This window comes from Paenibacillus thalictri (assembly GCF_004307995.1).
GTDB classification, from domain to species: Bacteria; Bacillota; Bacilli; order Paenibacillales; family NBRC-103111; genus Paenibacillus_AF; species Paenibacillus_AF thalictri.
Window position 1 is genome coordinate 120,884 of sequence record NZ_SIRE01000028.1, and the last position, 7,337, is coordinate 128,220.

The 7,337-nt window shown below is 50.3% G+C and carries 6 protein-coding genes; 3 read left to right on the top strand and 3 right to left on the bottom strand.

Features of this window, described 5'->3' with window-relative positions:
• Positions 1-32: 32 nt before the first annotated feature.
• Together EYB31_RS31755 and EYB31_RS31760 are read left to right on the top strand one after the other, a co-directional pair.
• Positions 33-1,817, top strand: a complete 1,785-nt coding sequence (locus EYB31_RS31755) for a sensor histidine kinase (RefSeq protein ID WP_131017519.1) — start codon at positions 33-35, stop codon at positions 1,815-1,817.
• On the top strand, positions 1,795-3,453 hold the full coding sequence (locus EYB31_RS31760) for a response regulator transcription factor (RefSeq protein WP_131017520.1): 1,659 nt from the start codon (positions 1,795-1,797) through the stop codon (positions 3,451-3,453). The genes EYB31_RS31755 and EYB31_RS31760 overlap by 23 nt, the downstream gene beginning before the upstream one ends.
• Before the next feature lie 86 nt (positions 3,454-3,539).
• On the opposite strand, the gene deoD is transcribed toward EYB31_RS31760, so the two are convergent.
• Together deoD and EYB31_RS31770 are read right to left on the bottom strand one after the other, a co-directional pair.
• On the bottom strand, positions 3,540-4,244 hold the full coding sequence (gene deoD, locus EYB31_RS31765) for a purine-nucleoside phosphorylase (RefSeq protein WP_131017521.1): 705 nt from the start codon (positions 4,242-4,244) through the stop codon (positions 3,540-3,542).
• 198 nt (positions 4,245-4,442) lie between these two features.
• On the bottom strand, positions 4,443-5,165 hold the full coding sequence (locus tag EYB31_RS31770) for a Crp/Fnr family transcriptional regulator (RefSeq protein WP_240763091.1): 723 nt from the start codon (positions 5,163-5,165) through the stop codon (positions 4,443-4,445).
• A gap of 188 nt (positions 5,166-5,353) precedes the next feature.
• On the opposite strand from EYB31_RS31770, the gene EYB31_RS31775 reads away from it, so the two are divergent.
• On the top strand, positions 5,354-6,619 hold the full coding sequence (locus tag EYB31_RS31775; RefSeq protein WP_131017522.1) for an NCS2 family permease: 1,266 nt from the start codon (positions 5,354-5,356) through the stop codon (positions 6,617-6,619).
• 61 nt (positions 6,620-6,680) lie between these two features.
• On the opposite strand, the gene EYB31_RS31780 is transcribed toward EYB31_RS31775, so the two are convergent.
• On the bottom strand, positions 6,681-7,184 hold the full coding sequence (locus tag EYB31_RS31780; RefSeq protein ID WP_131017523.1) for a metal-dependent hydrolase: 504 nt from the start codon (positions 7,182-7,184) through the stop codon (positions 6,681-6,683).
• Positions 7,185-7,337: the final 153 nt, after the last annotated feature.

The window sequence follows — 7,337 nt, forward strand, 5'->3', positions numbered from 1 at the left end:
AAATCTGCACATGAAAAGGAGGTAACGCTTTCATGATTTCAGAAAGTCTGGATTGGCTGAACCGCCGTCTCAAAATATCGACGAAAATCTTTTTCATCACGTTTCTGCTTATCGTCGCGCTTATTTTAACTTCAACCTTCTTTTTTCAGCAGAAAGCTTCCGGAACGCTGCTCTTCGCCCAAACCGAGTTCGCCAAACAATTGATTGCCAAATCGGACGATTATCTCCAGCTCAATTTGCGAAGCATGAGAAGTTTCTTTCTTTCCGTCGCAGGGGACAAACGGCTGCAGTCCGGCAATTACGAACAGATCCAGACATGGATGAACGATAACCTGATTCTGTACTTCCCCAACGCCAAAAACATTCACTTGCTTAAAGGGAATATCATCGTCGCAAGCACGACCCCAAACAATTGGCTGCTGGACGATAACCTCGATTTTCAGGAAAATAGGAAAGATATTAAAGTCCCCTACGAGTTGTATTGGTCCAAGCCTTATTATTCTCCGGTATCCAACTATACGATTACAGCGATGATGGAAATTCCCGATTTCTCGGGTACGCCGTATACGCTTGCTCTCGATCTGGACTTTGCCGGATTCTACAAGTCCATATTTCCGACCGATTCCGCGTCTCTGCAGGGCCAACTGCTGCTGCTCGATCGGGCGAATCAGCCCATCTACGGCACATCCCCGTATATGTCCTATAACGTCTTTACACGAAAATACGAGCTGAATCTTCTGAGCCCGGAATGGTTCGACCAGAACTGGGGCACCTATGAAACTAGGCAGAATTCGCTGGATCTGCTGCTGGTCCGCAAGCAAAACGATCTGGTCGGATGGCAGGAAATTTGGGTGCTCGACCGCAAAGAACTGCTAACGCCTCTGCAGAAAGGCATGTCGAGCAATTGGCTGCTCATCTCGTTGTCGTGTGTGCTTGCTTTGTTCATCTCCTTTATGATCTCGATTTTTATCGGCAGCCCGATTAAGAAAATCGCCCGTTCCATGGACGAAATCAGCCTAGGCCAGTGGAATACGACGATTAAGGAAGTCAGGCATGACGAGTTGGGCATTTTGGCTAAACATTTTAACCATATGACGAAGAAAATCAGAAACCTCATCGATGATTTGCAGCTTAAAGAAGCGGAAAAGAAAGAATCGGACTTTCGCGCGCTGCAGTCGCAAATCCGGCCCCATTTTTTGTACAACACGCTGAATCTTATAGGCGCGGCGGCAAGAAAAGAGCAATTCGACAAAGTGGACGCTATGATTTCTTCCCTTATCGAAACACTGCAATACAGCATCGACCTGTCGCCTATGCCCTTGACGTTTCAAGAGGAACTATTGTCCGTTCAACACTACATTCATTTGATGCAGATCCGGTACGAAACCCACTTCTCCATAGAAATGGATATCGATCCTTATACGCAATCTTTGCTGCTGCCGAAATTTACCCTTCAGCCACTTACGGAAAATTCCATTTTTCACGGAATTGTTCCGGATAACCAGCCTGGTGTCCTGTTTATAGGCACGACCTTTCACGGCGATTCATGGGATATTATTATCGAGGATTCCGGGATCGGGATTGAGCCGGAGAAGCTGGCCGCGATCATCCAGTCGCTCGACCGGCAGCGAACCGACGAACATGAACATATCGGCTTGTACAGCGTCCATAACCGTCTGAAAATTATGTTTGGGGATGCCTACCATATCCAGATGGCAAGCACTGTCCGTGAGGGAACCCGGATCATTTTGACGCTGCCCGCATTAAGTCGAGGCAGCAAGGAGGCAGATCACTATGCTGACCCTATTGCTGGTTGATGACGAACCTATGGCCAGAAGCCATATTCGCAGTATTTACCCGTGGCGCGAGTGGGGATTCGATATTATCGGCGAGGCCGCCAACGGCTCTGAAGCTTTGGCGTTTTGCAGCGAACTTGTCCCCGACATCGCTTTAGTCGATATTACGATGCCGCTGATGGACGGATTGACCTTGCTTGAGCAGCTGAAATTACGGTACCCCGACATGCAGGTCATCATTTTGACCGCTCACCGGGATTTTGGCTATGCCCAGAAAGCGATTCAGAAAGGGGCCTCCGGGTATATCCTGAAATCTTCAGGCAACACGGACGAGACAAAAGAAGCGCTTGACCGGGCTCGTCATGAAATCAATAAGCAGCGTGCGACGGGTGAGAATCTGAAATTCCGGCAGCAGGTCATGCAAAATTATGAATACCCGATCCGCAAGCAATTTTTCGCAGATATCGTATCCGGATTGGTGTCGGAGCAAGACGAGATTATACGGAAAGCTTCGTCCATTGGTCTTCATATCCATGCCGAACGTTACATCCTGTTAGTATGCATAGCCGATAAACCGGGTTCCGTTTCTGCGCGATACAGCGAGAACAACTACAACCCCGCCGGGCTCGGCTTGCTGGACATCGTCCGGGACTTGCTGAATCAGAGCTGTCCTGTCAAATACGAAATCTTCCCGACGGAGGCAGGCCATTGTGCGATTCTCCTTCTAGCGTCAGGCTCCGCCGCCTTGGCCGAATGGCAGGAAGAACATGCGTTCCCCATGCTCAATGCCATCAACGACGCGGTTATCAGCAAGAAAAGCGCGGCGGTTTCTCTGGAAGACACGACCGTTTCTTCAGAGGAGCAACCGATGGTTTCCATGGTCGTGAGCGAACCATTCACCTTGATCCGCCAGCTCAAAGATAAATACCATGCGCTGTTGTCCTATACCGGCCATCGTTATTATCAGAAAAAACCGCAGCCCATTATACTAAGTCAAGCAGCCGCCTTCCACCGTCAGCTTACGTCCGATTACGAAACCTTATATGAGAGCTTTCAGACCGTCATTCAAGACCAAGACCGGGTTCGTCTGGATAAATGGCTGGCCCAGGCAGAGCTTGTATCGCTGCATTATAAGCCGCATCCCGAGCAGCTCCGGCAGTGGCTCCATACGCTGGCGCAAGCAGTTGAACTGCATTCGGGCGATGAGCCGGTGACCGATTGGCCCGTCTTCAAGCAGTCGGCCAGCTTATTCGAATCCACGGAGCAGCTGCGCAAGTGGCTGATCGCCTGGTGGGACAAGCAAAATAAAATGGTCAAAACCCGCCCGGAAATCGCGCGGTCCATCCAATATATTAAAAAACATCTGGATGCCGATCTTTCGCTTGAGCTCGTGGCTGAGAAAGTCGAACTCAGCTCCGCTTATTTAAGCCGCATCTTCAAGAAGGATATGGGCATTTCCATGACGGACTATATCACAGAACAACGTATCCAGCTGGCCAAAAAATATTTGACGGACGGAACCTACCGGAATTTTGAGCTTGCCGAAAAAATCGGCTTCAAGAGTTATTCCTATTTCTGCACCATATTCAAGAAGGTGACCGGACAAACGCCCAACGAATATAAAAACAGTCGGGTCTCCATCCATTCGGAGTCATAGCGGGGGAAAGCGGGTACAGGGGTATTTTGGATATGAATAAAAAACAGCCTCCCTTCGAGAAAGAGAGGCTGCTTGCGTATTTTTCTTTATTTCAACACCGTATCCAAGGCTACCTCGATCATCTGGTTAAACGTCGTCTGCCGCTCCTGGGAAGTCGTCTGTTCCCCTGTCATCACGTGATCGCTCACAGTCAATATGGACAATCCGCGTACGCCGAATTTGGCAGCCAGCGTGTATAATACCGCCGTTTCCATCTCCACGGCAAGCACTCCGAGTTTACCCAGCAGTTTTAACGTGTCCAGACCGTCGGAGTAAAAGACGTCGGAAGAGAATACATTGCCTACCCGGATATGCAGCCCTTGATCCGTTCCGACCTCATAAGCCTTCTTGATCAGCTCGAAACTGCCGATCGGCGCATAATCAATGCCCGGATAAGCGTTGCGGTTAATCGCCGAATCGGTGCATGCCGCTTGAGCGACAATTACGTCGCGGACCTTCACATCGTTCTGAATAGCACCGCACGTCCCTACCCGCACGAGATCGGTCGCGCCGAATTCGTTAATCAGCTCGTGAATGTAGATGCCGGCCGAAGGTATGCCCATGCCGGTTCCCTGCACGGATACCCTTTGCCCCTTATATAAGCCCGTGAAACCAAGCATGCCGCGCACCTCGTTATAGCAGACGGCATTCTCAAGAAAATTCTCAGCAATGTACTTGGCGCGCAGCGGATCTCCCGGCAGCAGCACGGCTTCGGCGATGTCGCCTTTTTTTGCACCGATATGAACTGTCATGTAATAAACCTCCATCTCATATTTCATAATAAAATCACTACTTGCCAACTTACCATACTTCGGCGGAAATTTCAGCGAACGGATCATCTTCTTTTTTGTGAACAGCCTCACAATATTTTGGCCAAAACCGCGACAGCACAATCGCCGTTTGTTTGTTACACTATGTTGTGCAAGGACAAATGACGTGTTTATCCCATGTTATCGTTCATGCCAAATACGGTGGGCCGACATCTCATCGGGCTCATTGCATATGTAGTCCAGCCGCTCCAAGTCAAGAATATGGATACACTTCTGCCTAATTTCGATAATTCCGTCCTTTTTCAGCTCATTGACGGTCTTCGAAATGGACTCCCGGGTAAGTCCAAGCATGTCTGCCAGGTCACTTTGTGTTATTTTAAAATCAATCCTGTAGACGCCGTCATATTGCCCTCCGCAATTATGATACAAATCCATAATCAGATTGGCCGTACGAGTTCGCGTATCGTCGAAAGTAAGACTTCGCACTTTACGGTTCATAATCCTCAGCCGCTCCAGAAGTAAATTGTACGCCCTTCGGAGAACGGCCGGGTATTTATTAATGATGTACAAAAAATCTTTTTTTGTGAGCATCCATGCGGCAACCGGCTCAAATGCTTCAACGGAAGCCATTCGGTACAGCTGCTTTTCGTCGCAAATCGCCTCTATCTCGCCCACCGCATGGCCGGGAAAATGGAAATTAAACACAAGCTCCTGGGCGTCTTTAACACGGTACACTTTCACGATGCCGGAACGGATAAAGTATACTTCGTCGCTGTGATCGTTCTCAAAAATCAGGTTATGGTTCTTTTTGAAATTGCGGGTTTTAAATAACGCGAGAAGCTGCGGATGGTCTTCCCGGGGGATGTCTTTAAACAGCGTGATTTCCGACAAATCTTGAATCACTGGATCCCCCCCCCCTTTGTATAACATCAGCATCTATAAGTTTTGAGCGAAGCTGCCTCGCCGAGAGGGCTTTGATCATAAGCTTTTCTTATCGTATTATGCGTATTATAGCACAATTTGACAACAATGAAGCAAGAAAGGGCACATTAGCCCAACTGCATCACCACACCTGGATTGGAGGCCAGCTTATGCTTAATTTGCAAAATGAACAAACGACGGTGCGCACCGAGGTCATGGCCGGGATAACTTCGTTTATGACAGTTTCCTATATCGTTATCGTAAACGGTTCGATGTTAGCTCAAGCCGGCATGCCATACGAAGCGGCCATACTCGCAACCGTATTTGCCTGTTTGGCAGGCTGCTTGCTTATGGCTCTATGGGCCAATTCGCCGCTTATCGTGATCCCGGGCATGGGCGACAACGCTTTTTTCGTTTATGTACTGGTCACGGCGTTTGGCTTATCGTGGCGGCAATCGCTTGCGGCCGTACTGCTTGCAGGCATCGTCTTTGCCGCTGTCGCTTGGTCGAAGCGGGCCATCGCTTGGATCCAAACAATCCCCTCGCCGCTCATTCATGCGATGACGGCAGGAATCGGTTTGTTTATCTCCTTTCTTGGTTTCATCAAAGGAGGTTTGGTAGTCTCCAGCCCGAATACACTCGTCACGTTAGGCCATCTCGGCGATCCGCATGTATGGACAACAATCATCACACTGGCGATCGGACTGCCCTTGTATTTGCGCAAGGTGCCCGGCAGCTTTCTTATCACCATGGCGACAGGCACCGGTATCGGGATGTTGGCGGGGATCGTAGATTTAAGCGGCTTAAGCGGAGGCGGCGTGTCCTTAAGCCGATACCGCGAATTGTTGTGGGCTTTCGATTTCAGCGCAGCCTCATCGTTCCCGTTCTGGGTAGCCGTATTTTCATTATCCGTGGTAATCGTTTTTCAAAATATGGCGGCGCAGCTCGGCATGCTTCCGGACGTCTCCAAATTTGAGCGCTCGTTTCAAGCGAATTCCGCATCGATTATCGGTGCCGCCATGCTCGGCTGCAGTTCGACAACAACGGCGGCCGAAAGCGTCGCGGGCATCGCCGCGGGCGGCCGGACGGGTGTGACCTCGCTCACCGCAGGACTGCTGTTTTTGCCGGCCTTATTTCTGATCCCGTTTCTGAAGCTTGTGCCGGACAGCGCAATCGCTCCGATTCTGATTATTGTAGGCGGATTGATGGTGCAAAAAGCGCAGCATATTCCGTTCGGCGACCTGACCGAAAGTTTCCCTGCTTATCTGATCCTTGCGTTGATACCGCTCACCTTCAGCATCGCCAACGGCATCGCTGCCGGTTTTATCGCTTATCCGCTGGTCAAAATCGCTTCCGGACGCAGGCGCGAGGTGCCGGCCACAGTCTATGTTGTCGCCGCATTGTTCGTGCTGTATTTTGTACTGGGCTCTTTATAGGGCGGTGCTTACGCAGTTTGAAAGCAGCGGCCCTACAGCTCCGGACAGCGCACCCTCCGTATCAAAACCGGGCGATATCCAGCTTGACCAGCAATAATAGGACGGCAGCCGCGGCGACCAGCCAGCGGAAAGCCACCTCGGCCAGCGATCCCGTATCGATTGCCAGCACCTTGGGGAGCAGCCGGATTTTAAAACGTAACGGCCACAGCAGTTGGACTCCCCGTTCATTCAATAGGTCGATCAGCGGATGTGTGGCGTAGGCGAGCAGGAAGCTCCAATAATACAGCGGCGGCAGCGGACTTGCGGCCAACCCCAGCAAAATAACGATTAATATGGAATGCGTTAACGTTCTGTGTTTGACTTTAAGAACATGAAGAAGTGCGGAAAGCGGAAAAAAAATTTTGGCCATCACCGATCCCGGCTTATCGACATCGGCAAGCGGTCCGGCAAAACAGCCGATCAGCAGAGCCCCCGCCGCCTCCCAGGACAGAAGCGGAACCCCCTGATGAAAAACGACCAGTTCGGCGGCCAGCAGCCCCGCCAGGCCGTGTGTTTTTTGCAGCAATGTGGTGACCTCCTAAACTAAACGCCCTATCGGGCTCAAACTTTATTGAAAATAAAACCTGGTTTATTTCGATCTTAACCTGTCAACAAAGATAAGAGCAGGACAGGAAAAGTCGATAAGCTCAATGTGGTACGACCGCGACTCCTAAACTGA

Bases quoted from the DNA above. Each gene is read 5' to 3' on its own strand.
- EYB31_RS31755 (WP_131017519.1), top strand. From the start codon at position 33: ATGATTTCAGAAAGTCTGGATTGGCTGAACCGCCGTCTCAAAATATCG.
- EYB31_RS31760 (WP_131017520.1), top strand. From the start codon at position 1,795: ATGCTGACCCTATTGCTGGTTGATGACGAACCTATGGCCAGAAGCCAT.
- deoD (WP_131017521.1), bottom strand. From the start codon at position 4,244: ATGACAGTTCATATCGGTGCAAAAAAAGGCGACATCGCCGAAGCCGTG.
- EYB31_RS31775 (WP_131017522.1), top strand. From the start codon at position 5,354: ATGCTTAATTTGCAAAATGAACAAACGACGGTGCGCACCGAGGTCATG.